Here is a 24,949-nt window from a genome sequence, read left to right as displayed (position 1 = left end):
TTTTGGACAGAATGAAGACGAAGTAAAGTTCAAGCTTAGGAGGATGAAAGATGGCAAAGGATCATTCTAAAAATGAAACTAACCGAGAGACAGAGGATACACTGACGAATAGACAGGGGCATCCAATTACAAACAACCAAAATATAAGAACGGTTGGAAACCGTGGCCCAGCAACATTAGAGAACTATGATTTTATCGAGAAAATTAGCCATTTTGACAGAGAGCGAATTCCTGAACGTGTCGTTCACGCTCGCGGAGCTGGAGCACACGGGTATTTTGAAGCGTATGGTGCAGTCGGGGATGAAGACATTGCAAAATATACTCGGGCGAAGCTATTTCAAGAAAAAGGTAAAAAAACTCCGCTTTTTGTACGTTTTTCATCGGTTATTCATGGAGGACATTCCCCTGAAACATTGAGAGATCCACGAGGTTTTGCAGTAAAGTTTTATACAGAAGACGGAAACTGGGACCTGGTTGGTAACAATTTGAAAATCTTCTTTATCCGTGATGCGATGAAATTTCCAGACATGATTCATGCTTTTAAACCAGACCCTGTTACTAATATTCAGGATGCAGAAAGATTTTTTGATTTTTGTGCAAGCTCACCTGAGTCATTCCACATGGTCACATTCATTTATTCGCCTTGGGGTATTCCCGCAAACTACCGTATGATGCAGGGTTCTGGGGTAAACACATACAAATGGGTTAATAAAGAGGGAGAGGCAGTCCTGATAAAGTATCATTGGGAGCCAAAACAAGGAATACGCAATTTAACTCAAGCAGAAGCTGAAGAAATTCAAGCAAAAAACTTTAACCATGCTACGCAAGATTTATACGATGCTATTGAAAAGGGAGATTTCCCTGAGTGGGAGTTAAACGTTCAAATCATGAGTGATGGTGATCATCCAGAACTAGATTTTGATCCACTAGACGACACCAAGCTATGGCCTAACGATCAATTCCCATGGATGCCGGTTGGTAAAATGGTTTTAAATCGAAATCCACAGGACTATTTCACTGAGGTGGAGCAGGTGGCGTTCGGTACAGGTGTACTAGTAGATGGCTTGGATTTCTCAGATGATAAAATGCTTCAGGGACGAACATTTTCGTATTCAGATACACAGCGACATCGTGTTGGAGCTAACTACTTACAGTTGCCAATCAATTCTCCAAAGAAACGTGTTGCAACCAATCAAACTGGCGGACAAATGGCATACCGTTTAGATAGAGGGCCCTTCCAAAATCCTCACATAAATTATGAGCCTTCAATTTTAGATGGCTTGCATGAGGCTGAACAAACTGGCAAAGAATATACTCCGATGATTAAGGGGAACTTAGTTAGAGAGTCGATAGATCGTCAAAATAATACGAAACAAGCAGGAGAAACTTACCGTAATTTTGAACAATGGGAGAAGACAGAATTGTTGTCTAATCTAATAAATGATTTATCTAAATGTGATCAAAGAATCCAAGACAAGATGATTTTCTTGGCAGAAGAAGCGGATGAAGAATATGGAAGACTTCTAAGAGAAGGTTTAAAAAATGCACCAAAAGGTGGCTCTAGTCAGCATCCACTTGGAGATGTAGACGGTGAAAAAGCCCCACAGCAAGCAGTAGAAAATAGCCATGAATCAGATCCGTATTAATTAGAGAAAGACACACTAAAATAGTGCACAGGCTGTAGAGATTCAAAGAAATTTGAAAATGTCTACAGCCTTTTCCTATTTATTATAGTAGGAAAACGTCAATTTTAAGGTTCAGTAGCTAGACTACCATAGGCTGAGCTAAGTCCGACTATCAATTTAAAATAGTGAACGGGACTTGTGATTTATACTTAGGTTTTCATTGAGCAATGATTTTAATAGTCCGAATATTGTTAAATTTGTTTTAGTGTAGTAAAGTAATATAAAAGCAAGTGGTTTACTAGGTAAAGTTTTAAGGCCCGACAAATAAGGAAAGTAATAAATAAACGATAAGGAGCTGCTAATATGTCAAAAATTTATATTATCCATGAAAATGATGAGTGGACAATTCATTTAACCAAACGATTAGAAGAGCTGGAGTTGCCTTATGAGACCTGGCACTTGGACAAAGGAATTGTGGACTTGACAATAGAGCCACCAAATGGCGTTTTCTATAATCGTATGAGTGCATCTTCTCACACTAGAGGACATAGGTATGCACCAGAATTGGCAGGTGGCGTACTTACGTGGTTGGAGCACCATGGAAGAACAGTATTCAATGGAACTAAAGCATTAAATCTAGAGTTAAGCAAAATCAATCAGTACACTGCGCTAGAGGCAAGTGGTATTCGAACTCCGAAGACAATTGCTGCTGTTGGCAAGGAGCATATCGTTTCAGCAGCAGAAAAATTAGGGAAAGTCCCTTTTATCACTAAACATAATAGAGCTGGTAAAGGATTAGGGGTGCAATTGTTCCAAACAATCGATGCATTAAAGGAATATGTATATGGGTCACTTTTTGAAGATCCAGTGGATGGCATCACACTAGTTCAGGAGTATATCCAATCGCCAGAATCATATATTACTAGAGCAGAGTTTGTAGGGGGAAAATACTTATATGCAGTTAGAGTAGATACCTCGGTGGGCTTCGAGCTCTGCCCGGCAGACTCCTGTCAAATTGGTGATGCGTTCTGTCCAGTTGGGGAAGAGCCAGAAGTTAAACCAAAATTTGAGATTAAAGAAGATCTAGATGAAGGTTGGATTGCTCGTTATGAAGCCTTTCTACAAGCAAACAATATTGACGTTGCAGGCATCGAATTTATTCGAGATAGTAACGGAGAAGTTTACACGTATGACGTCAATACAAATACAAATTATAATGCGGATGCAGAAGAAAAAGCAGGCAAATATGGAATGCTAGAGCTGGCTAAATTTCTAGGAGCTACACTTGAGAGCTTGAAGGCATTTAACTAATGAAGAAAAGGCTGGGACATGAGTAAATTCAAGCAACGTAAAAATGCTGTGAGTTGAATCTGGTAATAATCCCCAACGAGAAGGATACTTCTTTCTGAGTGAAATTCGTTTTGGTAATTATTAATTTCACTACAGATGTCCTCTTTTTACTTAAAATATATACAGTTTTCACTTGGTGTCGAAGAAATTGTTCGGAGCGAAGGCCGCGACTCTTAGGGGACAAGCGCGTGTGAGAGACTACAGGCTCGACCCGTGCCCCCAGGAAAGCGTCCGCTGTAGCGGAGAACACCGATGCTTAAATTTTTAAGGTGGGTTTTGTCCCAAGCTCATTTGGTTTTTAGAGAGAGAAATCTTCCTTTAAAATAGAGTAAATCTTCAAATCCTCATGGTTACCTCTTACCTTCATCCCTTTTCACATAACTCCCTCATAGGACATGCCGGCTTTTTCCATAACGCGGGAGGAGCCAATGTTTTTTATAAAGCATCTAGCCTGTATTCTTATTAAATCCATATGGGTAAATCCAAAATGGATTAACTCCCTTGCAGCCTCTGTTGTTATCCCTTGTCCCCAGTATTCCTGAGAAAGGACATAGCCAATTTCGGCGCTATTATGTTTTGCCTGCCACCCTACATAGTCGATTGTTCCGATTAGCTTACCGTTTTCCTTATATTCAATGCCCCATGGGGAGATACCTTTGTTTTCATACTGCCTCAGAACAAAACGTATGAATTCCTTTGTATCTTCAATCGTATGGTGCGTATCCCAAGTCACATATTTGGAGACTTCGGGATTGGAGGCATATGTATACATATCCTTTGCATCCTCTAGCGTTATTTTTCTTAGAACTAGCCTCTGCGTTTCTAATCGAGGTAGATCCCCATAGATTGATTGAACTTCCACTATAATCCACCCTCTTTTTTGTTAGTTCTTTCCATTATAAATTTTATTTTAAAAAAGGAAAGCAATATTTAGATGAGTTAATTTCATAATTCCTATTATTATTAAGAAACACGAACAATCGAGAAGAGAATAAAGAGTAAAATATAATTGATTTCCGCATTAGGCGGACGCCTTCCGTGGGGGTGAGCGATAATCCATTCCTGCCCTCTACGTGCACGTTTGTGATGTCTTATCTTTCTCAATCATCCCACTGGTGTTGCCGCCTGTCGCTCCAATCACTCATTGACAAAAATTCGTGTTTTACGGGTAAAGTGCTATTTATGAAATTAACTAAGATATAATAGTAGTAACAGAAAATTTAATAGAGAAGAGTGGGAGTATGAAAAAACTTGAGATTATCTTATTCGATTTAGACGGAACAATTTCTGATCCTAAAAAAGGTATAACAGCATCTGTCCAATATGGACTAGAAAAGATGGGAATTGTGGAGCTGGATCTTCAAAAGCTAGAATGCTTCATAGGCCCACCCCTACAGGTTTCTTTTGCTGAGTATTACGGATTTGATGAAAAGCAATGTCAACTAGCCATTGAGTTTTATCGAGAGAGATTTAAAAAAACTGGCATGTATGAAAATGAACTTTATGAGGGAATTGAATTGTTACTGGAAAGATTGAAGGCAGAAAGAAAAAAGCTTGTAATTGCCACCTCTAAGCCTACCGTTTTTGCAATTGAGATTTTAAAGTACTTTCAAATCGATGAATATTTTGATTTGGTGGTAGGTAGTGAATTAGACGGAACTAGGTCAGCTAAGGCAGAGATCATTCAATATATTTTAGACCAGTTCGAAGATTATACAACTGACAGCTTTGTCATGATTGGAGATAGAAAGCATGATATTATCGGTGCTAATTTAACTGGCATCGATTCTATTGGAGTAACATATGGTTATGGTTCGGCAGAAGAGTTAGAGAATGAGAATGCCACTTTTATTGTGGAGAGTATAAGAGAATTAGAGAAACTACTTGTCTAAACAATATTAGAGGAAAGAAGATTGGCAAGGAAACAAATTATAAAAATAGTTAGGGGTGTAGAATAATGAGTTTTGTTGCGTTGTTGATTAGTCTTTTAGTAGTTATCTTTGGTATAGCCATTTTAGCGGGTATTATTTATCTATTGATGAATGCGGCAAAGAAATAATACTAAGAGTTTTACTGTTTAAATAAGAAAAGCCTCAACGTCTATGTCTGCACATCGATAGGCAAATATAGGCGTTGAAGCTAGACCAGAGCAGGCTGATTGTTAAATTCTAATCGGCCTAACCATTAATACTTATATGATTGTCCGCCATCAATTGTAATTACAGAAGCATTTACAAACTTAGACTCATCCGACAACAGGAATGCCACAACGTTTGCTACCTCTTGAGGTTTACCGAAACGTTTCATAGGATTGGCTGAAACAAATTCCTTACCTGCTTCTTCCCAGCCTTCTTCACCACCGATTTGTTTTAAAGAAGCTTCAACCATAGGCGTCATAATAGCACCTGGTGCAATCGCATTAATATTAATACCGAACTGACCATATTCAATTCCTGAGTTTCTAGTAAGACCGACTACACCATGTTTACTAGCAGAGTAACCGGATTGATTGCCGACTCCACGAATACCACCCACAGAAGCAGTATTTACTACAGAACCAGCTCCATTTTTTTTCATCTCAGCTAGCACATATTTTAAGCCATAAAATACTCCGTTTAGATTAACGTTTACTACCTTGTGGAATTCATCAATACCGAAATCCTCTGTAAGGTTTTGTTTACCTTCAATCCCAGCGTTGTTGAAGAACCCATCTATACGCCCAAATTTGTTTACTGTTTCATCCACATAGTTTTTCACAGCTGCCTCATCTGCAACATTTGCCGTAACTAGAAGCAATTCTGCCTCTGGCGCCACTTCAAGAATTAGCTTTTTTGTTTCCTCTAAACCATTGCTATTTAAATCGACTAATACCAGCTTAGCGCCATCTTTCGCTACAGTTACTGCCGTTACCTGGCCTAGACCTGAACCAGCTCCAGTAATAATTATTACTTTATCTTCAAAGCTTTTACTCATGATTAATCTCTCCGTTTCTTTTATCTTTGATTCGTATATCTCGAATACAAGATAAATATATACCCTAAATTTTTGTAAATCAATAAATTTGCTCAAAGTATATTGGCACACAATTAGGACTTATATACATTTGCCTCTTTGTTAATTTACAGACCTTTTAGGTTCCTTTTATAATAAGAGAGTTATACAATGATAGAAAAGTTAACCTGATCTTTTTAAATTGGGTTTTTATTCAATACAAAGAAGTTGTCTTGCTTTCGTGCTATATTTTTCAATAGGTGCACTAGGCGTAGACTCCGGTGAAATCAAGCATATTTTGCTCTGTATGCTTTTGAGTAAGTACATATATAGAAAAATTAACACTGCAAGGGCGCCATGCGCTTTTCTTATTGGGAGGTACTAAAATGAAGTTAGTATCGTGGAACGTAAATGGGTTAAGAGCCTGTGTAAACAAAGGATTTTTAGATTACTTCCAGGAAGTAAATGCTGATGTCATGTGTCTGCAAGAGACGAAGCTTCAAGAAGGTCAGATCCTCTTAGAGCTAGAAGGCTATGAGCAATACTGGAATTATGCATTGAAAAAAGGGTACTCGGGAACCGCTATCTTCACTAAGATAAAGCCTCTTTCCGTTAAATATGGTGTAGGTGAATTTGAAACGGAGGATGAGGGACGTATCATTACGATGGAGTTCGAGGATTTTTACTTGGTAAATGTGTATACCCCAAATGCCAAACGTGATTTAACAAGACTCCCTTTTAGATTAGAATGGGAAGACGAAATGCGAACATACTTAAAGCAGCTGGATACAGTAAAGCCCGTCCTCATGTGTGGAGACTTGAATGTTGCTCACGCCGAACTAGATTTAAAAAATGCTAAATCTAATAGAGGAAATTCAGGATTTACTATAGAGGAAAGAGGGAAAATGACCTCCCTTTTGGAGGAAGGGTTTGTAGATACATTCCGGTACTTCCATCCTGACAAAGAGGGTGCCTATACGTGGTGGTCCTATATGAGTAAGGTAAGGGAGCGTAATATTGGTTGGCGCATCGATTATTTTATTGCTTCTCAAAAGTTAGTTCCTAGACTAAAGAGCGCTTCGATTGATTCGCATATTTTAGGCAGCGATCATTGCCCTATTTTGCTAGAAATTGAAGATAAATAGTCGTGACAACCTCGTGGAATACTCAATATATTATGAGAAAGGATACAATCCCTGAATAAAATAGAGTACAATGTTTTTAAAATAGAAATTCTGGAGGTACCAATAGATGAATACTTTAGCTGTCCAATTAAATGAAAAGATGCAAAAAGAAAATCCAGCAATTTTTAATATGTTATCCGATTTAGGCAAGGATTTATACTATCCCAAAGGAATATTGAGTCAAAGTGCGGAGGCTGGGAAAAAAGCGCACCGCTTTAACGCTACAATTGGAATAGCTATTGAAAATGGAGAGCCGATGCATTTTCGCCACATCCAAAATAAAGTAGATTATAATCCAAGTGACATTTATCCATACGCACCGCCGCAAGGAAAGGAAGCACTTCGTTCTGCTTGGAAGGAAAAATTACTTATCGATAACCCCTCTCTTCAAGGAAAAAACTTTGGATTGCCAATTGTTACAAATGCATTAACCCATGGGTTAAGTATTGTTGCTGATCTATTTGTGAATCCGGGAGATGTGTTAATTACTCCTGATCATTATTGGGGTAACTACAATACAGTCTTTCAAGTTAGACGAGGTGGCAGAGTAGAAACATTCCCTCTATTTAACGGAGATGGGGGCTTTGATGTAGAAGGTTTCCGTACAACACTATTGAAGCAAACAGGAAAAGCAATTGTCGTGTTAAACTTCCCGAACAATCCTACTGGCTTTACTCCATCTATTCAAGAAGGAGAAGCAATAGTGGAAGCCTTGAAGGAAGCGGCAGATGGAGGCTTGAATTTAATAGTACTATTAGATGATGCTTACTTTGGTTTATTCTATGAGGATTCTATTAAGGAATCTCTTTTTGCTCTGCTTGCAGGTGCTCATTCTAATATCTTACCTATCAAAATAGATGGGGCAACAAAAGAAAATTATGTCTGGGGTCTTCGCGTTGGGTTTATCACCTACGCAGCAGGGCCAGATGTTTTAGATGCATTGGAGCAAAAAACTAAGGGAATTATCCGAGGTACAATCTCTAGTGGTTCTCACATTTCACAAACGATGATCCTTGAGTCTCTTCAGTCAGATGAATTCCCAAAGGAAAAGCAAGAAAAATTTAACATTATGCAAGGTAGAGCCATTAAAACAAAAGAAGTACTCGCAAATGAAAAATTTGATGCTTACTGGACATACTATCCATTTAACTCTGGCTACTTTATGTGCCTAAAACTTCACAATCTAGATGCAGAAACGCTTCGATTACACCTATTAGATCAGTATGGAGTCGGTGTTATTGCTAGCAATAAAACGGATATCCGTGTAGCCTTCTCATGTGTAGAAGAAGAGGATATTGAAGAGCTCTTCAACCTCATTTATAAGGGCTGCCAAGATTTAACTAAATAATCATTTAAGTAATGCTGGAACAAAACACACCTAACAAAATCAAAAGCCTCGGAAATTTTACGATTCGTAAAATTTTCGGGGCTTTTTTATCTACTTCTCTGCCGTTGATTTCTGCTACGTTGGACGCTTTTCAGGGGGCATGGATCGAGCCCCCGCGCGCTTGTCCACTAGGAGGTCGCTCCGAACAACTAGGATGTCCATCATATGTAAAACAAAAGCTTTAAGAGGAAGAAATGGCTGCGAGTTACTGTCAACGTAAAATAATCGGGTAGCCAATCTTGGGATTCATGCAAGCTCACTTTACGAAAAGAAAGCATATGCTTCCATGCATTTACATACCTTTGTCCGACTTTTAGCTAGGTGAAAATATACATAGGAAAATAGGGTTGAGAGGAGATAGTTTACTAGGCTGGCACTTTCTTAACTTTAGAGAGATTTGAATAGTCATGGCCCGATAGAACAGGAAATTCTATTAACGTTACCTCACATTTATTTGTTAAATATGTGACTGTATTTCCTTTTTGGAGAATTAAAAATAATTTCTGCGCATATTTTGTACAGTATTGAATCTATTTTCTTTAGCTGTTCGGAATAATAAAGGGGGGAAAGGAAATGCGTAGAAGAAGAGAATCATCAGTCATATCTCAAATATTTGTGGGTAGCTGTATTGCTATGGTCGTGATATTTGGGCTTTATCTTATTGCAGACAAGGACAAGGAAGAAGTGCAGCCTGTTGTGCCACAAAAAGTGGAAGTCGTACAGGAGACTAAAACAGAAGAGCCGAAGATAGAAGGAAAGGTGACACCAAGTCCATCTAATCCCAATATAAAAGTAGAATATTCTTCTAAGGAATGGGTGACTCATGGGGGAGATTACTATAATAGGAGGTATTCTATTCTCGATCAAATTACATCTGAGAATATTGGAGATTTGAAGCCGACATGGGTAACGAGCTTAGGTTCTGGGGCAGAGCCGAAGTATTCGGGGGAGGCAACTCCATTAGTCGTTGATGGAATTATGTACGTGGCGACTGGAGCAAATGACATTTTTGCTCTAGATGCAAAAACGGGAGAACAAATTTGGGCCTACGAACCTGATATTAGTCAAGAGATGGATACCGTTTGCTGTGGCTGGACAACAAGAGGTTTAGCAGTAGGAGATGGTAAAGTATATGCTGGTTTACTAGATGCTCGTCTAATCGCACTTGATCAAAAAACCGGGGAATTGCAGTGGGAAACAAAAGTGGCAGAATGGGAGGAAGGCTATACCGTTACTAGTGCACCTCTTTACTACAATGGTAAGGTCTATACCGGTGTAGCAGGTGGAGAATACGGAATTCGTGGTCGTGTAATGGCATATGATGCTGATTTAGGATACGAGGTATGGCGATTCTATACGATACCGGGACCAGGAGATGTAAATGGCGATACATGGCCGGACAATGACTCATGGTTGACTGGTGGAGGCCCTGTATGGAACACTCCAGCTGTTGATCCAGAGCTTGGATATATTTACTTTGCTACCGGCAATACGGCTCCGGACTTAGACGGTAGTAATCGAGAGGGAGACAATTTATACGCTAACTCAGTTGTTGCGATAAATGCTGAAAATGGAGATTACGTTTGGCACTTCCAGGAGGTACATCATGATATATGGGATATGGATCCAGCAAACCCTGTTGTTTTGTTTGACGTAGAGAAGGACGGGGTTATGAGAAAGGGACTAGGTCAGGCAGGAAAAACTGGCTGGGTATATTTTTTAGATCGTACAGATGGGACACCTCTTATTGGAATTGAAGAGAAGCCAGTTCCGCAACTGGCAGAACAAAAAACCTCTCCAACACAACCTTTCCCAGTAGGTGATGCTTTTGTGCCTCAAGGAGTTTTCCAGGAGGACGTGGATAAGGATCTAGGAGATGAATTTGAAGGTCAAATAGGAGATATTTTTACTCCTTTCTGGGAGGAACCAATTACGCTTAAGCCAGGTCCAGCAGGCGGAGCAAACTGGCCACCTTCAGCATATAATCCTGATACTGAATTGTTCTATGTTTTAGGGAATGATAATTATTTTTCATTTGCAAGACAGGAAGAAGAAGCTTTTGAAGAAGGCTCAATGTATATCGGAAGTATAATGCAGCCAGTTTCCAATGCGCCGGTTAGAGGAACAGTCACCGCGTTAGATGTGAAAACAAATAAAATTGTGTGGCAGCAAAACTGGGATGCACAAGCATATAGTGGGGTTTTAACTACTAAAGGGAACCTTGTATTTGTAGGTCATAACGATGGAAGACTCATTGCTTTTGACGCAAAAACAGGCGACCAATTATGGGAGTACATGATGGATGCAGGAGCCAATGCTCCTTCGATCACGTATGAAATAGATGGTGAACAATACATTTCAATTTATGCAGCAGGTAATGCTTTAGCGGGCTCGAAGCATGGAGATAAAATCTATACCTTTAAGCTTGGGGGCACTTTACCAGAAGGGCAAGTGATCGATGGCTCTGTTAAAGAAAAGGTAGACGTCATTGAAGAAACGGAAGGCGAGACGGTTAGCTCTGATTTTGGCCTTGGGGTATACACAAATAGCTGTATAGCTTGTCACGGAGATCAAGGTGCGAATGGACATAATGGGCCGAATCTACAGGACAGTAAATTCGCGGAAAATAGAGAAAACGTAATAGAGCGAATCACTAATGGAGGAACTTCTATGCCATCCTTTAAAGATACATTAACGCAGGAGGAAATTGACGCCGTTGCCGATTATGTCTTGACGGTCATATCCCCTTTAGGTAAATAATAAGATAGGCCACTTAGCCAGTCCTGTTTTGGGCTGGTTTTCTTGTGGGGTAAAGGATTAAATGGTTTTGAGTGTTCAAAAAGGAAAAAAATTTATTTGTAATTTTATAAATAGTAGTTTGCTACCTATGCATTAATATCTATTACATATTGATTGAATCGACAAGAGGAAGATAGATAAGTCATCCTAAAAACGAAGCGTAAGCGACGGGGATCCGCGGTAAGTATCTTAACTAAAGCGGAAATCAGCTATTCCTTTTTCTCAGAAACCAAGGAGCTTTATCCTCGCTATTCTAGTGGTTAATTTTCATGCAAAAGGGTAAATAGTGTATACTAAGTTCAATAGTTATGAGAAGGAGATCATCATGAGAAAAAAATATCCAGATGACAGTTTAGCATTACATACTGATTTATATCAGATAAATATGGTAGAGGCCTATTGGGCTGATAATATGCATGAGAGAAAAGCAGTTTTTGAATTATTTTTCCGTAAACTTCCTTTTGGAAATGGGTATGGAATTTTTGCTGGTCTTGAAAGATGTCTCGAATACTTAAGAGACTTCCATTTTTCAGAAAGTGATTTAGAATATTTACAAAATGGGCTTGGGTATCGTGATGATTTTATTGAATATTTAAAAACTGTTCGCTTTACTGGCGATGTTTATTCGATGAAGGAGGGGGAATTAGTATTTCCTAATGAGCCTATTATTCGAGTCGAGTCAACTCTTGCTGAGGCACAATTAGTGGAGACTGCACTATTGAACATCGTAAATTACCAAACGTTAATCGCCACTAAAGGGTCACGCATCAAGCAGGTGGTCAAGGATGAAGTAGCAATGGAATTTGGTTCTAGAAGAGCTCAGGAAATGGATGCCGCTATATGGGGAACCCGTGCTGCATTTATCGGAGGAATTGAAGCAACTAGCAATGTTCGTGCCGGAAAAATGTTTGGTATTCCAGTCGCTGGAACACATGCACATTCAATGGTGCAGGCATATAAGAGTGAATACGATGCTTTTCTTTCATATGCGAAAAGACACAAGGATTGTGTATTCCTAGTAGACACTTATAACACCTTGAAAACAGGTGTACCAACTGCTATCAAGGTAGCTAAGGAGCTAGGAGACAAAATAAACTTTATCGGTATTCGTCTAGATTCAGGAGATATTTCTTTCTTATCGAAGGAAGCAAGAAAAATGTTAGATGCTGCTGGATTCCCAGATGCCAAAATAGTTGTATCAAATGATTTAGATGAGTATACAATTTTGAACTTAAAAGCTCAAGGTGCCAAAGTAGACAGTTGGGGAATCGGTACTAAACTCATCACAGGTTATGATCAGCCTGCACTAGGAGCAGTATACAAAATTGTTTCTATAGAAAACGAGGCCGGAGAGATGGAGGATACTATTAAAATCTCTTCTACAACTGAAAAGGTGACTACTCCTGGCCAAAAAAGACTCTACCGTATCATTGATAAAGAAAATGGTAAAGCAGAAGGTGATTATATTACGATGCATGACGAGGATCCTACCCACGAGGAACGTCTAAAAATGTTCCACCCTGTTCATACGTTCGTTTCTAAATTTGTCACGAACTTTGAGGCAAAGGAATTACACGTAAAGGTTATAGAGAACGGGGCAGTCATATATGAAAATCCAGAGCTCACCGAGGTTCGTCAATATGCTCATGAAAATCTAGATTTACTTTGGGAGGAGTATAAACGATCTCTGAACCCAGAGGAATACCCAGTCGATTTAAGCCAAAAGTGTTGGGACAATAAAATGCGTAACATTCGAGAAGTGAAGGAAATGGAACATAATTTTATAGCACATAATGGAGGGAATTAAAATGTCTGAAAAACAGAGAGAAATTATCGAAGCCTTGAAGGTGAAGCCTGAGATTGATCCGAAAGAGGAAGTTCGTATAAGTATCGATTTTATGAAAGACTATTTAAAGAAGCATCCATTTTTAAAAAGCATGGTATTAGGTATTTCTGGAGGACAGGATTCTACACTAGTTGGTAAGCTTGCCCAGATGGCAGTAGATGAGTTGAATGAAGAGATGGGCGCAGGTACTTATACATTTATCGCTGTAAGCCTGCCATACGGTGTCCAATTTGATGAATCTGATCGCCAGGATGCATTAAGCTTCATCCAGCCAAGCAAGCGTGTAACTATTAACATTAAAGAAGCAGTAGATGCGAGCGACCGTGCATTGAAGGAAGCTGGCATCACCTTAAGCGACTTTGCTAAAGGGAACGAAAAGGCGAGAGAACGTATGAAGGCACAGTATTCTATAGCAGCAATGCATAATGGAATTGTACTTGGTACTGACCACGCTGCCGAAGCAGTCACTGGATTTTATACAAAGTATGGAGATGGTGGAGTAGATTTAACTCCTCTTTTCCGTTTGAATAAAAGACAGGGTAAACAATTGTTAAAACATCTAGGAGCACCGGAGCATCTTTATACGAAGATTCCGACTGCAGATTTAGAGGAAGATCGTCCTGCTTTACCAGATGAAGTTGCTCTAGGTGTAAGCTATGATGACATTGACGACTATTTAGAAGGAAAAACGGTATCACAGGAAGTAGAAGAAAAGATTGTTGGCTTCTACGACCGTTCCGAGCATAAACGACAGCTACCAATAACTATCTTCGATGACTTTTGGAAGTAATAGAAGCATGGAATTTCTAGAGATAGAAATTTCATGCTTTTTATTGCGTTTATCAAAGGGGAACTATTTTTAGTTATCTTTTTATTAAAACTATATATTTAATTGCTCTACCTACTGAACGTATCCGCCTATTCTTCTTTTGTTCGTATATCATTAACTAAATTGAAATTATGAAATAGATTGAGTTCCAAAATATATCCTTTTTAAATGAGTGTCGTCTAAATTAAGGTACAGCTTTATAAATTTTAAAAATAGGATTAAGAACTGGATACTAAATTCATATATTATAAATTTTACAGCAGAGATTTTAGACAGTTTTAAGCTAGATTTTGGATTCAAAAAAATTGGCAGAATATAACTCTTTATATAGGATAAGTAATTTTTAAATTGTTTTATCCTTTTATTTTCGTTATGCTTAGAGTGTATTATAAAAATTTTCTAACTAATCATTTAATGATAGTTTTGGGGGAAACCATATGAAGGATCAAGCACAGATTCAAGCAATTATTACTAACATAGAGAAAGTTATGATAGGGAAGAAAAGCATTGCGGAATTAGCAGTCATCTCACTTTTGGCAGATGGACATGTATTACTAGAGGATGTACCAGGAGTGGGTAAAACTATGATGGTACGAGCTCTCGCTAAATCTATTGGAGCAGAGTTTAAGAGAATACAATTTACGCCAGACTTATTACCATCAGATGTATTAGGAGTATCTATATATAATCCTAAGGAAATGGAATTTGAGTTTCGACCTGGACCTATTTTAGGAAATATTGTGTTGGCTGACGAGATTAATCGTACATCGCCAAAAACACAATCTGCGTTATTGGAGGGAATGGAAGAATCATCAATAACAATCGATGGTATTACTATGCCGCTACCAAAGCCATTTTTTGTTATGGCAACCCAAAATCCTATAGAGCATGAGGGTACATATCCATTGCCAGAAGCTCAGTTAGATCGCTTTTTGATGAGAGTGAAAATGGGCTATCCACATCCAAGTGAAGAAATTGAAGTGTTAAATAGATTAGAGCATGCCTCTCCTATTGACAGCCTTCAACCAGTCATTTCGTTGGAAGAGCTTATTCATCTTCAAAAGCAAGTGAAAAATGTTAGCGTGGATCAAACCATGAAGGGCTATATTGTAGACCTTGCTAATAGAACTAGAGTGGATACATATATTTACCTAGGGGTAAGTCCTCGTGCTTCTATTGCTCTAATGCGTGCTTCACAAGCGTATGCATTGTTACAGGGGAGAGACTATGTTATTCCAGATGATATTCAGTATTTAGTGCCATTTGTTTTTGGACATCGTGTGATCCTTCGACCAGAGGCAAGATATGATGGTATATCCTCTGAGGAAGTACTTTCTCGTGTTGTAAAAAGAACTTCTGTCCCTATAAAGAGGAAGGTAAACGGATGAATAGTTGGTTAGAGGGATTTAAGAAACTTAAAGGTATTGGTGGAGTCCTCCTTCTATTAGTGGTCGCTTTTGTTTACGCAATGTTCCAGGGAGGATTTGTGAGCTGGTTTCTTTTTTACCTCATTGTCCCTATAGCTCTATATTCGGTGCTCCTGTTTTTTTATCCTCTCTCCAAATTAGAGGCCGAGCGGACGATTGAAACACGAAAGGTATATAGCGGAGGAAAATTCTCTGCAACAATCAAGGTGACAAGAAATGATAGCTTTCCCTTGCTGTTTGTTTGGTTTGAAGAAAGAGTGAGTAATTCACTTTTGCATACAGGCTCTAAGAAACAGCTCATCTTTTGGGGTATGAAAAAAGAATTTACCTGGACATATGAAATTGAACATATGCCTCGTGGGGAGCATGTATTAGAAGGAACATCAATCGAAATAAGCGATTTGTTCGGATGGGTGAAAAAAAATGTATTTATTCCTAATACTAAAACCTTACTCGTCTTTCCAAATCTAGTGGATATGGTTTATATTCCTATCGAAACTAGGTATGATCAGGGAGCAGCGGCCTCAAGAATTCAGGTTATGAAGGATACTTCTATGGCTACGGGGGTTCGCTCCTATCAGCCCGGGGACCGAGTATCCTGGATACACTGGAAGTCATTTGCTCGTACTCAAACCCTTAAAACAAAGGAATTTGAGGATCGTCAATCACAGGATTTGTTTATATTAATCGATCGGACTTTGTCTCCTATGTTCGAGGACGTGGTAGATTTATCTGCATCTATTATGCAGGCGATTGTCCGTCACCAAGCTAGTAGCGCTTTTCTATCTATAGGGCAGAATCGTTTTTTCGTACAGAATGTAGAAAATGAGGAACAGCTTCATAGAGTGCTTTATCATCTAACGAAGGTACAGCCAGATTTAGACAAGCCAATCGATCAAGTAATATCGCAAGAGCCTACTTTGGCTCAAGCAACTTCATTGTTATACATTACTAGCGAGTTAACACATGAGTGGGTTGATGGGATACAACGAAATGCTGGAAACCTGCGAGTGTGTCGTTGTTTTGTCGTGAAAAATAAAGACGAAAAACCAAATAAAAATGAAAATGCCCTCTACCAGTATGCGAAAAGTAGAGGAGTTGAAGTTCATAATATTACGAAGGATCGTTTTGCCCAAGCGTTTATGGAGGTGAATCGCTCATGAAAGAAAGCTACCAGCAGAAAATAGTTTCTCTTCTCATTTATATATTTACTTGTCTTTTGATGGTGGAATGGTTAAAGCCGGTAATGGAATTGACAGATACAGACCATTTGTCATTGTTTGTCTTTTATTTGGCCATCTCATTCTTCTTTTACTTTATTAAATTGGATTGGAAGCTTGCTATACCTATTAAGTTATTATTTATATGTTGGATAATAGTTTATATATACACTGATTACTCCTTTTTCTCGAAGGTTTCTTTAGATTATCTTGGTGTAGAGCTTCTACATAACTTGTCTGCTATTTTTAGTCAAGAATGGGGAGCGATTACTGATCCATTCCGTACGTTTTTATTTTTTGTATTGCTTTGGATGACGACCTACTTATTAAATTATTGGATTAGAGTTCGGAAGACACTTCTGCTATTTTTTATCCTCACGGTATTATTTATAACCATTTTGGATGCATTTAGCCCGTATAGTGGTAAAGATTCCATAGTCACTACTCTAATATCTGGATTTATAATTATGGGATTATTGTACATTCAAAAGCTATTGGTAGAGAATAATATATCACTTAAAGGTACTTTTATTACTGCTTCCATCGGCAGCTTAATACTGCTGCTTGCAATTAGCGGTATCACAGCTTATGCTTTGCCAAAAGCAGGACCAATCTGGCCAGATCCTGTTCCTTTTTTCACTACTTCTACTCTTGAAGTGGACGAGCGTGAGGGAGGAGTGAAAGGTACAGGCGGCATAAAGAGGGTTGGATATGGAGAAAATGATGAACAGTTAGGTGGTGCCTTCCAAAGCGATGATACGCCTATTTTTTGGGCAGATGTAAATACACAACAATATTGGAAGGTAGAAACAAAGGACACATATACCTCTAAAGGGTGGATTCAGTCGGAGAGTGAGGTAGAGCTTCAAAACTTTGGAATTGGAGAGATATTTGAAAGCGATATACCACCAGGAGAAGATAATTTAACAACAGATGCCAACATAGTTATGGCACAAGATTTTCCGTTAATCCTTCAGCCATATGGCATTAAAAGCATACAAACAAATGAAGAAGCAATGTTTACACGAAACCCATTAAATCAAAAAATTTCGGTTCTTAATAGCTCTAATTCTAGTCTATGGGATTACAATGTTTCATTTAGTGAGCCTTCGTACAGCCTAAAAGCGTTGCGTGCTACTAATACAGAGAGCTTGAATTCATTATCTAGTGATTTTGATAGATATTTGCAGCTACCAGATACATTGCCGGATAGAGTGAGAGAGCTAGCAGTTAGTATTACACAAGACAAGTCAAGCCTCTATGATAAGGCGAATAGTATTGAAAGATATTTTAGATCAAATAGTTTTAGCTACAACCAAACAATGGCTGCAATACCTGATAAGGACACCGATTACGTAGATCAATTTCTGTTTGATACGAAGGTAGGGTATTGCGATAACTTTTCTTCATCTATGGTAGTTTTACTTCGTTCTATTGACATTCCAGCACGTTGGGTGAAGGGCTTTGCACCTGGGGATCGTACGAATATGGAGAATTTGGGAGATGTCTATGAGGTAACGAACAATAACGCACACTCATGGGTAGAAGCTTATTTTCCAAATGTGGGATGGATAACGTTTGAGCCAACGATTGGCTTCTCTTCAAGCGCTAATATTGTATACGATGTTGAGAAACAGACAGACGAAATACTAACGACAGAAGAACAACAGGAAACTCCTAAGAGCGAAGGATCTAAAAAAGAGGATGAAGTGTCTTTCAGCTTTACAGCTTTTTTACAAACCATTATAGACTGGATAAGTGAGAAGAAAGTGACAATCCTTTGGTTTGTCATCGTCCTTGGAATCTTAAGCTTATTTGCCTACATACACCGAGGTAAATGGTTATCTAAGGTTTTAATCCCAACATCAAGGCTGCGTAAAAATGACTGGAATTCCTTCGAAAAAATGTATCATCAGCTGCTACGGCAATTGAGTCGTCGCGGCCTTGTAAGAGAGCAAGGTCAAACCTTGATGGACTTTGCACGAAAAGTAGACAAGGACTTTGGCGATACTCATATGATAAGGCTAACTAAAGCGTATCAACAAGGATTTTATGGTAACAATAATACTGAACTCAATTACGCGTCAATTAGAGAAAGTTGGGAATATTTAATCAATCAGCTAAGCGGTTGATTTTAACCTCAACAACCTGTAAACTGAAGTCAAATTAAATTGACCAGTTGCCCTCGTATATGTCCGATAATATGGTTCGGATGTTTCTACCAAGTTACCATTAATAACTTGACTATGAAGGTGAATGCAGTCATGCCTTTTTTAGGTGGCGGCATTCACCTTTTAATGTAGTAAGCATAAACGCGTAGAAAGAGGATACTTTCGCACGCGTTTTTTTGTATACGTAGTGAATTGGCACAAATATTAGAAGAGGTGGAATGCATATGTCTTCAACTCCATTGTTGAAAGAGCAAGAAAAGATTGTTGTTCTAGATTTCGGTAGTCAATACAATCAACTAATCACACGTCGTATCCGTGAATTCGGAGTTTATAGTGAGTTACATCCTCACACAGTAACAGCAGAGGATATTAAGAAAATGAACGCTACAGGAATTATTTTCTCTGGTGGTCCAAATTCTGTTTATGACACTAACGCTTTTCACATTGACAAAGCAATCTATGACTTAAATATTCCGATTTTGGGAATTTGCTATGGAATGCAGTTGATGGCTTACCAATTTGGTGGAAAAGTAGAAAAGTCTTTTACAAGAGAATATGGTAGAGCTGAAATAGATATAAAGAATCCAACGACATTGTTTGGTGATCTTCCTTCTAACCATGTAGTGTGGATGAGTCATGGAGACCACGTGACAGCAGCTCCTGAAGGTTTTGAGGTAATCGCTACAAGTCCATCTTGTGACATTGCAGCAATGGCTAATGTTGAAAAAGGCTTATATGCAGTACAATTCCATCCAGAAGTTCGTCACTCTGTATACGGGTTAGAATTACTTCGCCAATTCGTATTTGATGTTTGTAAAGCAAAAGGTGATTGGTCAATGGAAAGCTTCATCGAGATGGAAATTGAAAAAATCCGAGAAACAGTTGGAGACAAAAAAGTTCTATGTGCACTAAGCGGCGGAGTAGATTCTTCTGTAGTTGCAGTGTTAATCCATAAAGCAATTGGTGACCAGCTGACTTGTATGTTCGTTGACCATAATCTACTTCGCAAAGACGAAGCAGAAGGTGTAATGAAAACCTTCACTGAAGGCTTCAATATGAACGTTATTAAAATTGATGCTCGTGAGCGTTTTATGAGTAAATTGGCTGGAGTATCTGATCCAGAGAAAAAACGTAAAATTATAGGTAATGAATTTATCTATGTTTTTGATGATGAGGCTTCTAAGCTAGAAGGTATGGATTTCCTAGCACAAGGAACTCTTTATACAGACATTATCGAGAGTGGTACAGCTACTGCTCAAACGATTAAATCTCACCATAATGTTGGTGGACTTCCAGAGGACATGCAATTCAAGCTAATTGAACCTCTTAAAACTTTATTTAAAGATGAGGTGCGCGAGTTAGGTTCAGAGCTTGGCTTAGCTGATGAAATCGTATGGCGTCAACCATTCCCAGGTCCTGGACTAGCTATCCGAGTATTAGGAGAAGTAACAGAAGAGAAACTAGAAATCGTGCGTGAATCAGATGCAATCCTACGCGAAGAAATCGCTAAAGCTGGTTTAGAACGTGATATCTGGCAATACTTCACTGTACTTCCTGATATCCGTAGCGTCGGTGTAATGGGAGATGCAAGAACTTATGACTACGCAATCGGTATTCGTGCAGTAACATCTATCGACGGCATGACCTCTGACTGGGCGCGTATCCCATGGGACGTTCTCGAAAAAGTATCTGTTCGTTTAGTAAACGAAGTAGCACACATCAACCGCGTACTGTATGACATTACGAGTAAGCCACCAGCAACGATTGAGTGGGAATAACCAAGCGACACTCTATAAACTGAAAAACGTTGATTTTACGCCGTTTAGGTAAAACTCATAAGACTTTCTGGGACCAAAATTCATTTGAATTGTCTCCAAGATTGTCGCCAAAAACTCTCACCGAATGATTGTCGGTGGGAGTTTTTATTTAGGTATTAGCCATTAGAGTGCGTGAAACGCGCGAAATATAATGTAGATGCCTAGAGATTTCCTTTAGGTATATTTCTGGTCGATCGGGCTTCACTACGTTGGCATGGTGTATAATATAGAGGTACAATCGTGTCATTAAGTGTGTAGGAACTATAGGTGGAAGGAAACTACAAAACCTATCTAGAATTACTGTTATAATCAATGTATAAGAAGAAAATTTGGAGGTATACAAATGTCAAGTGCAGCACAACGTGCCGAATTACAATCTCAAATCTGGAAAATAGCCAATGATGTCCGTGGCTCAGTAGATGGATGGGATTTTAAACAATACGTTTTAGGAACGCTATTTTATCGTTTCATTAGCGAAAATTTTTCTAGCTATATTGAAGCGGGAGACGAAAGTATCAAATATGCAGAACTTGATGATGATATTATAACGAAAGAAATAAAAGAGGATGCCATTAAAACAAAAGGTTACTTCATATATCCAAGTCAGCTATTTGCTAATATTGCGAAAAACGCCAACACAAATGAAAGTTTGAATACGGATTTAGCTGCTATATTTTCTGCTATTGAAAATTCAGCAAATGGTTATCCATCTGAACTAGATATTAAAGGGTTATTTGCTGATTTTGACACTACAAGCAATAGATTGGGCAATACTGTAAAGGACAAAAATAGCCGATTAGCTGCTGTTATTAAAGGCGTTGAAGGGCTTAATTTTGGTGGTTTTGAAGATAGCCAAATTGACCTTTTTGGTGATGCCTATGAGTTTCTAATATCTAATTATGCGGCAAATGCTGGTAAATCTGGAGGGGAATTCTTCACACCGCAGAGTGTGTCTAAGCTTATTGCTCAATTAGCCATACACAAGCAAACGACCATTAATAAGATATATGACCCTGCAGCCGGTTCGGGTTCATTGCTATTACAAGCAAAGAAACAGTTTGATGCTCATATTATCGAAGATGGTTTTTATGGACAGGAGATTAACCATACTACTTATAACCTTGCTCGTATGAATATGTTTTTACACAACATAAATTACGATAAATTTAATATTGCTTTAGGAGATACGCTTCGAGATCCTTACTTTGGTGACGAAAAACCTTTCGATGCCATTGTTTCTAATCCACCTTATTCCGTAAATTGGATTGGTAGTGATGATCCAACACTTATTAATGATGAAAGATTTGCTCCTGCAGGTGTATTAGCACCAAAATCTAAAGCCGATTTTGCCTTTGTACTTCATACGCTTAGTTATCTTTCAAGCAAGGGTCGTGCTGCTATCGTTTGCTTCCCTGGTATTTTTTATCGTGGCGGTGCAGAGCAAAAAATTAGAAAGTATCTGATTGATAATAACTTTGTCGAAACGGTTATTTCATTAGCACCTAACCTATTTTATGGGACTTCAATAGCGGTTAATATCTTGGTTCTATCTAAGCATAAAACCGACAATAAAACTCAGTTTATTGATGTAAGTGGAGTAGATTTCTATAAAAAAGAAACTAATAATAATATTCTTACAGATGAACACATTGAGCAAATTATGAAGATGTTTGACAGCAAAGAAGATATTGATCATGTTGCAAATTCTGTTGAATATGATGCAATCGTTCAAAAAGATTACAACTTATCTGTGAGCACCTATGTGGAAGTAAAAGACACAAGGGAAGTCATAGATATAAATGAGCTGAATGCAGAAATAAAAACGACCGTAGCAAAGATAGACCAACTTCGTGCCGAAATTGATGACATTATTGAGGTGATTGAATCATGATTAAGCCGAATTTTATGGATAAATTACTTGATGGGGTTGAGGTTGAGTGGAAGGCTATTTGGGAAGTTACAAATTGGGATAAGAGATTTAACACAGTAAGCCGAGAAAAACAGCCTAAAGTTATTAATTATCCGTATTTACTTGCAGCGGATCTATTCAAGTTAGAGCAAGATGAGGGAGATGTGTTTCTTCTTTCTACAGGAGAGCGGACAGGTTGGACAACAGAGGAATTAGCCGGTGAATATATCCGCGAAGGTGAAGTTGTTACCATCCCTTGGGGAAAGTCTCGTCCTCTTAAAGATGTGCTTAAATATTATAAGGGGCGTTTTGTTACAGCAGATAATAGAATAGCAACATCTAGCAACACGGACAAAATGCTAAATAAATTTTTGTATTACTGGTTGCTGAACCAATCAAAGCTGATAGATGGATTTTATCGAGGTTCCGGCATTCAACATCCACATATGGCATCTGTTCTTGATATGGAAATCCCTATTCCACCCCTTCATATCCAAAAAGAAATAGTCCGTATTTTGGACGCCTTCTCAGAGCTTACAGCAGAGCTTACAGTAGAGCTTACAGCAGAGCTTACAGCGCGTAAAAAGCAATATACCTATTACCGTGATAAGTTGTTGACTATTGAAGAGGAAGTTGAGTGGAATTCTTTGGAGGATATAACGATTAAAGCTTATTCTGGTGCAACACCACTTGCAAATAATACAGAATACTATAACAATGGGAATATTCCTTGGTTAAGAACACAAGAAGTTCGTTTTGTTGATATATATGAAACAAATATGAAAATAACAGATATTGCATTAAAAAAAACTGCTGTGAAATGGGTTCCTGAAAATTGTGTTATCATAGCAATTTCTGGTGCTACTGCTGGTCGATCTGCAATAAATAAAATCCCACTTACAACAAATCAACATTGTCTTTGTTTAGAAATTAATGCAAAGATAGCAAATTATAGATATGTGTTTCATTGGGTTAGCAGTCAGTACGAATATATAAAAAACCTTGGGCGAGGTGCAAGAGGAGACTTGAATGCTGGAATTATAAAATCTTTAAAAATCCCTATCCCACCTCTTACTAAACAAGAGCGTATAGTATCTATTTTAGACAAATTCGATGCCTTGACCTCTTCTATTACCGAGGGCTTACCTTGTGAAATAGAATTGCGTCAAAAGCAATACGAATATTTCCGTAATTTGCTACTTTCATTTCCGAAAAGTGAGGTAGAAGTATAGTATGGGAAAGAGTTTAAGTGAAATTGCACAAAAGTTAAAAGATAATGATAAAAAAGTTCAATTAATTTATGCCTTTAATGGAAATGGAAAAACAAGACTTTCAAGGGAATTCAAATCGTTAGTGGCACCGAAAGTATATGGGGATACGGAGTTAGAGGAATCAGAAGCAGCTAGTAATAAAATCTTTTACTACAATGCTTTTACAGAAGATTTATTTTATTGGGATAATGACCTAGAAAATGATGCTGAACCAAAACTTATAATTCATCCCAACACATTTACAAAATGGATTTTTGAAGTGCAAGGACAAGATAGAAATATTATTTCTATTTTTCAGCATTATACTGACGAAAAATTAACGCCACATTTTAATGAAGAATATATTATTAAAGATAAGGATGGTAATGACGTAACTGTAGGAGCTTTTACAGAAATCACCTTTTCATATGAACGTGGTAATGATGAACCTTCAAATAATATTAAGATTTCAAAAGGAGAAGAAAGTAACTTTATATGGGCTGTTTTTTATTCTCTACTTGAACAAGTTATTGAAGTATTAAATATAGTTGAACCAATGGATAGAGAAACAGATCAATTTGATCAACTGGAATATATATTTATAGATGATCCTGTAACTTCATTAGACGATAACCATCTGATTCAGCTAGCTGTAGATTTGGCTCATTTGATCAAAAAAAGTGAATCTAGAAGGCTAAAGTTTATTATTACGACACACAATCCTGTATTTTATAATGTGCTCTATAATGAACTTGCTTCAAAGAACTGCTACATTCAAGACCGTCAAGAAGATGGTACTTTTGAATTGGAAGAAAAAGAAGGAGATTCCAACAATAGTTTCTCCTATCATTTGCATTTGAAGAAGACTATTGAACAAGCTATTGAGGATAATAAGATACAAAAATACCATTTTATGCTTTTAAGAAATCTATATGAAAAAACAGCGAGTTTTCTTGGATTTCCAAAGTGGAAACAATTATTACCTGATAACAAAGAAACATATTATAATCGTATTATCCAATTTACAAGTCATTCTACACTGGCGGATGAAACTGTAGCAGAACCCTCTCCTCAAGAAAAACAAACGGTTAGACTATTATTTGAACATTTAATAAGTAACTATAGCTATTGGAAGGAGGAATAA

16 protein-coding genes, 1 pseudogene and 1 riboswitch are annotated in these 24,949 nt (G+C 38.0%); of the genes and pseudogenes, 15 read left to right on the top strand and 2 right to left on the bottom strand.

Features of this window, described 5'->3' with window-relative positions:
• Positions 1 to 50 precede the first annotated feature (50 nt).
• Together MHB55_RS17995 and MHB55_RS17990 are read left to right on the top strand one after the other, a co-directional pair.
• Positions 51 to 1,646 (top strand): catalase, encoded by a 1,596-nt coding sequence (locus MHB55_RS17995; protein WP_340863775.1) that lies wholly within the window; start codon positions 51 to 53, stop codon positions 1,644 to 1,646.
• A gap of 342 nt (positions 1,647 to 1,988) precedes the next feature.
• Positions 1,989 to 2,936, top strand: coding sequence for an ATP-grasp domain-containing protein (locus tag MHB55_RS17990; RefSeq protein WP_340863774.1), 948 nt, complete (start codon positions 1,989 to 1,991; stop codon positions 2,934 to 2,936).
• A 337-nt stretch (positions 2,937 to 3,273) separates the two neighbouring features.
• On the opposite strand, the pseudogene MHB55_RS17985 reads toward MHB55_RS17990, so the two are convergent.
• Positions 3,274 to 3,837: pseudogene (locus tag MHB55_RS17985) on the bottom strand (GNAT family N-acetyltransferase).
• 379 nt (positions 3,838 to 4,216) lie between these two features.
• Here MHB55_RS17985 and MHB55_RS17980 point away from each other — a divergent pair.
• Positions 4,217 to 4,867, top strand: a complete 651-nt coding sequence (locus MHB55_RS17980; RefSeq protein WP_340863773.1) for an HAD family hydrolase — start codon at positions 4,217 to 4,219, stop codon at positions 4,865 to 4,867.
• 292 nt (positions 4,868 to 5,159) lie between these two features.
• Here MHB55_RS17980 and MHB55_RS17975 read toward each other — a convergent pair whose 3' ends face one another.
• A complete protein-coding gene (locus MHB55_RS17975; RefSeq protein WP_154309929.1) occupies positions 5,160 to 5,948 on the bottom strand; it encodes an SDR family oxidoreductase in 789 nt (262 codons plus the stop codon).
• Positions 5,949 to 6,352: 404 nt separating this feature from the next.
• On the opposite strand from MHB55_RS17975, the gene MHB55_RS17970 reads away from it, so the two are divergent.
• From MHB55_RS17970 to MHB55_RS17915, 12 genes are all read left to right on the top strand, one after another.
• The gene (locus MHB55_RS17970) at positions 6,353 to 7,111 is read left to right on the top strand and encodes an exodeoxyribonuclease III (RefSeq protein ID WP_340863772.1); all 759 of its coding nucleotides are present in this window, start codon (positions 6,353 to 6,355) and stop codon (positions 7,109 to 7,111) included.
• Positions 7,112 to 7,217: 106 nt separating this feature from the next.
• Complete coding sequence (locus tag MHB55_RS17965) at positions 7,218 to 8,498, top strand: aminotransferase class I/II-fold pyridoxal phosphate-dependent enzyme (protein WP_191697829.1); 1,281 nt, start codon at positions 7,218 to 7,220, stop codon at positions 8,496 to 8,498.
• A 612-nt stretch (positions 8,499 to 9,110) separates the two neighbouring features.
• Positions 9,111 to 11,297: an outer membrane protein assembly factor BamB family protein gene (locus MHB55_RS17960; RefSeq protein ID WP_340863771.1), complete on the top strand. Its 2,187-nt coding sequence runs from the start codon at positions 9,111 to 9,113 to the stop codon at positions 11,295 to 11,297.
• A 364-nt stretch (positions 11,298 to 11,661) separates the two neighbouring features.
• On the top strand, positions 11,662 to 13,143 hold the full coding sequence (locus MHB55_RS17955; protein WP_144540839.1) for a nicotinate phosphoribosyltransferase: 1,482 nt from the start codon (positions 11,662 to 11,664) through the stop codon (positions 13,141 to 13,143).
• A gap of 1 nt (position 13,144) precedes the next feature.
• Positions 13,145 to 13,972 (top strand): ammonia-dependent NAD(+) synthetase, encoded by an 828-nt coding sequence (gene nadE, locus MHB55_RS17950; RefSeq protein ID WP_144540842.1) that lies wholly within the window; start codon positions 13,145 to 13,147, stop codon positions 13,970 to 13,972.
• A 476-nt stretch (positions 13,973 to 14,448) separates the two neighbouring features.
• Entirely contained in the window at positions 14,449 to 15,399 is a 951-nt protein-coding gene (locus tag MHB55_RS17945) for an AAA family ATPase (RefSeq protein WP_144540845.1), read from the top strand.
• On the top strand, positions 15,396 to 16,601 hold the full coding sequence (locus MHB55_RS17940) for a DUF58 domain-containing protein (protein WP_151112689.1): 1,206 nt from the start codon (positions 15,396 to 15,398) through the stop codon (positions 16,599 to 16,601). The genes MHB55_RS17945 and MHB55_RS17940 overlap by 4 nt, the downstream gene beginning before the upstream one ends.
• Positions 16,598 to 18,790: a DUF4129 domain-containing transglutaminase family protein gene (locus MHB55_RS17935; protein WP_340863770.1), complete on the top strand. Its 2,193-nt coding sequence runs from the start codon at positions 16,598 to 16,600 to the stop codon at positions 18,788 to 18,790. Before MHB55_RS17940 ends, MHB55_RS17935 begins: the two co-directional genes overlap by 4 nt.
• 33 nt (positions 18,791 to 18,823) lie before the next feature.
• Positions 18,824 to 18,925, top strand: a riboswitch (purine riboswitch).
• Between the two features lie 128 nt (positions 18,926 to 19,053).
• Positions 19,054 to 20,607: a glutamine-hydrolyzing GMP synthase gene (guaA, locus tag MHB55_RS17930; protein WP_151112693.1), complete on the top strand. Its 1,554-nt coding sequence runs from the start codon at positions 19,054 to 19,056 to the stop codon at positions 20,605 to 20,607.
• A 382-nt stretch (positions 20,608 to 20,989) separates the two neighbouring features.
• A complete protein-coding gene (locus MHB55_RS17925; RefSeq protein ID WP_340863768.1) occupies positions 20,990 to 22,537 on the top strand; it encodes a type I restriction-modification system subunit M in 1,548 nt (515 codons plus the stop codon).
• The gene (locus tag MHB55_RS17920) at positions 22,534 to 23,787 is read left to right on the top strand and encodes a restriction endonuclease subunit S (protein WP_340863767.1); all 1,254 of its coding nucleotides are present in this window, start codon (positions 22,534 to 22,536) and stop codon (positions 23,785 to 23,787) included. Before MHB55_RS17925 ends, MHB55_RS17920 begins: the two co-directional genes overlap by 4 nt.
• Position 23,788: 1 nt before the next feature.
• Positions 23,789 to 24,949 carry an anticodon nuclease gene (locus tag MHB55_RS17915; RefSeq protein WP_340863766.1) on the top strand — a complete coding sequence of 387 codons (1,161 nt, stop codon included), beginning with the start codon at positions 23,789 to 23,791 and terminating at the stop codon, positions 24,947 to 24,949.

It is taken from the genome of Psychrobacillus sp. FSL K6-1267 (genome assembly GCF_038003265.1).
Taxonomy (GTDB): Bacteria; Bacillota; Bacilli; order Bacillales_A; family Planococcaceae; genus Psychrobacillus; species Psychrobacillus faecigallinarum.
This window is presented reverse-complemented; position numbering and strand designations above follow the sequence as displayed.

Excerpts from the sequence above, each read along its gene's own strand:
- nadE (WP_144540842.1), top strand. The coding sequence starts at position 13,145 with ATGTCTGAAAAACAGAGAGAAATTATCGAAGCCTTGAAGGTGAAGCCT.
- MHB55_RS17920 (WP_340863767.1), top strand. The coding sequence starts at position 22,534 with ATGATTAAGCCGAATTTTATGGATAAATTACTTGATGGGGTTGAGGTT.
- MHB55_RS17945 (WP_144540845.1), top strand. The coding sequence starts at position 14,449 with ATGAAGGATCAAGCACAGATTCAAGCAATTATTACTAACATAGAGAAA.
- MHB55_RS17960 (WP_340863771.1), top strand. The coding sequence starts at position 9,111 with ATGCGTAGAAGAAGAGAATCATCAGTCATATCTCAAATATTTGTGGGT.
- MHB55_RS17935 (WP_340863770.1), top strand. The coding sequence starts at position 16,598 with ATGAAAGAAAGCTACCAGCAGAAAATAGTTTCTCTTCTCATTTATATA.
- guaA (WP_151112693.1), top strand. The coding sequence starts at position 19,054 with ATGTCTTCAACTCCATTGTTGAAAGAGCAAGAAAAGATTGTTGTTCTA.
- MHB55_RS17995 (WP_340863775.1), top strand. The coding sequence starts at position 51 with ATGGCAAAGGATCATTCTAAAAATGAAACTAACCGAGAGACAGAGGAT.
- MHB55_RS17925 (WP_340863768.1), top strand. The coding sequence starts at position 20,990 with ATGTCAAGTGCAGCACAACGTGCCGAATTACAATCTCAAATCTGGAAA.
- MHB55_RS17980 (WP_340863773.1), top strand. The coding sequence starts at position 4,217 with ATGAAAAAACTTGAGATTATCTTATTCGATTTAGACGGAACAATTTCT.
- MHB55_RS17915 (WP_340863766.1), top strand. The coding sequence starts at position 23,789 with ATGGGAAAGAGTTTAAGTGAAATTGCACAAAAGTTAAAAGATAATGAT.
- MHB55_RS17955 (WP_144540839.1), top strand. The coding sequence starts at position 11,662 with ATGAGAAAAAAATATCCAGATGACAGTTTAGCATTACATACTGATTTA.
- MHB55_RS17975 (WP_154309929.1), bottom strand. The coding sequence starts at position 5,948 with ATGAGTAAAAGCTTTGAAGATAAAGTAATAATTATTACTGGAGCTGGT.
- MHB55_RS17940 (WP_151112689.1), top strand. The coding sequence starts at position 15,396 with ATGAATAGTTGGTTAGAGGGATTTAAGAAACTTAAAGGTATTGGTGGA.
- MHB55_RS17990 (WP_340863774.1), top strand. The coding sequence starts at position 1,989 with ATGTCAAAAATTTATATTATCCATGAAAATGATGAGTGGACAATTCAT.
- MHB55_RS17965 (WP_191697829.1), top strand. The coding sequence starts at position 7,218 with ATGAATACTTTAGCTGTCCAATTAAATGAAAAGATGCAAAAAGAAAAT.
- MHB55_RS17970 (WP_340863772.1), top strand. The coding sequence starts at position 6,353 with ATGAAGTTAGTATCGTGGAACGTAAATGGGTTAAGAGCCTGTGTAAAC.